The 1,019-nt window shown below is 62.4% G+C and carries 2 protein-coding genes; both read left to right on the forward strand.

Going from position 1 to position 1,019, the window contains the following annotated elements; translation table 11 throughout:
- Positions 1–404: 404 nt before the first annotated feature.
- Positions 405–686, forward strand: a complete 282-nt coding sequence (locus BLR03_RS23820; protein ID WP_139184671.1) for a hypothetical protein — start codon at positions 405–407, stop codon at positions 684–686.
- A gap of 242 nt (positions 687–928) precedes the next feature.
- Positions 929–1,019, forward strand: a 91-nt coding sequence (locus tag BLR03_RS23825) for a twin-arginine translocase TatA/TatE family subunit (protein WP_175460691.1), incomplete at its 3' end; no start/stop codon positions are given.

Consider the following 1,019-nt stretch of genomic DNA (forward strand, 5'->3'; position numbering starts at 1 on the left):
GGCGACGTCCGCGGCCTCGCCGACTGGTTCCGTGCATTTTCCACCGGCCTCCGCGGCAAGGGCTTCGGTCCCCTGGAGGACCAGAAGTTCTGACCAATTACGCCGGCAGCCCTACGCAGAGGCCGCAGATAAGGCGGGTGCGCCAACTGCTGCATTCACCACCAACCAAGGATCCCCGCCGGCCGCCCCTGCCTGGGTGTCTGAGGCAGGTCCGACCGGCACGCACCCGTCAGGAAACTATCGCTCCCACCTTGGGCCTCCGAATCAGAAGGCTCCGGTTCGGGCGGACCCATCGACGGTTTGACGGGGACAGAGACCTACCCTACCCTTGTTATTAGACGTCTGACGACTGAATCGGATGCCCGTTTCGGATGACACCAGCCAAAATACAAAGGGGTATTTCTATGAATCTAATTGCATGTGATCGATCGCCGGGCGCCAAGGCGATGCCCGTGTCGACGGCGGGCGCCATCATTGCTGCCTCAGGGCCTACGTATCACGTCACGGCCGACGCGCCCAGGTTGATCGGCGAACGCCTCGACGCTGCCGAGCATTTAGCCCGGCAGCAGGCTCTCAAGGAAGGCGCTCATGGGATTCTCGTGACACGCCATGGGCCGACCACGTTCACGGTGGCCCTGAGCGCAGACGTCCCCTACGGAGTCACCATGGAACGCGAGCTCGCGTAAGACACGGGCAGCGCCAACGAACTGACTGGCGCGGTCATGCGCACCACGAAAGACGCCGGCACGATCTTCGAGCCCTGACGGCTCTGATCTCCGTCCCGTTCTACGCGATCAGCCTGATCTTTTCCGACGCCAGGCGGCGGACCGTCCGAATCATGGGAAGATCCCGGCACTTCACGGGGTGACTCTCCGGGCCCGGGAGTCGGTACGACATTGAATCTATCTCAACGAAAGGACCTCCTGACATGAGGCTTGAAGGCTGGCATCTCATCATCATCATCGTTCTGGCATTGGTGCTGTTCGCTGCACCGAAGCTGCCGGGCATGGCCCGCAGCC

The organism is Arthrobacter sp. ok909, from assembly GCF_900104405.1.
Lineage (GTDB): Bacteria > Actinomycetota > Actinomycetes > Actinomycetales > Micrococcaceae > Arthrobacter > Arthrobacter humicola.

Coding starts and splice junctions, on each gene's coding strand:
- BLR03_RS23820 (WP_139184671.1), top strand. CDS start 405: ATGAATCTAATTGCATGTGATCGATCGCCGGGCGCCAAGGCGATGCCC.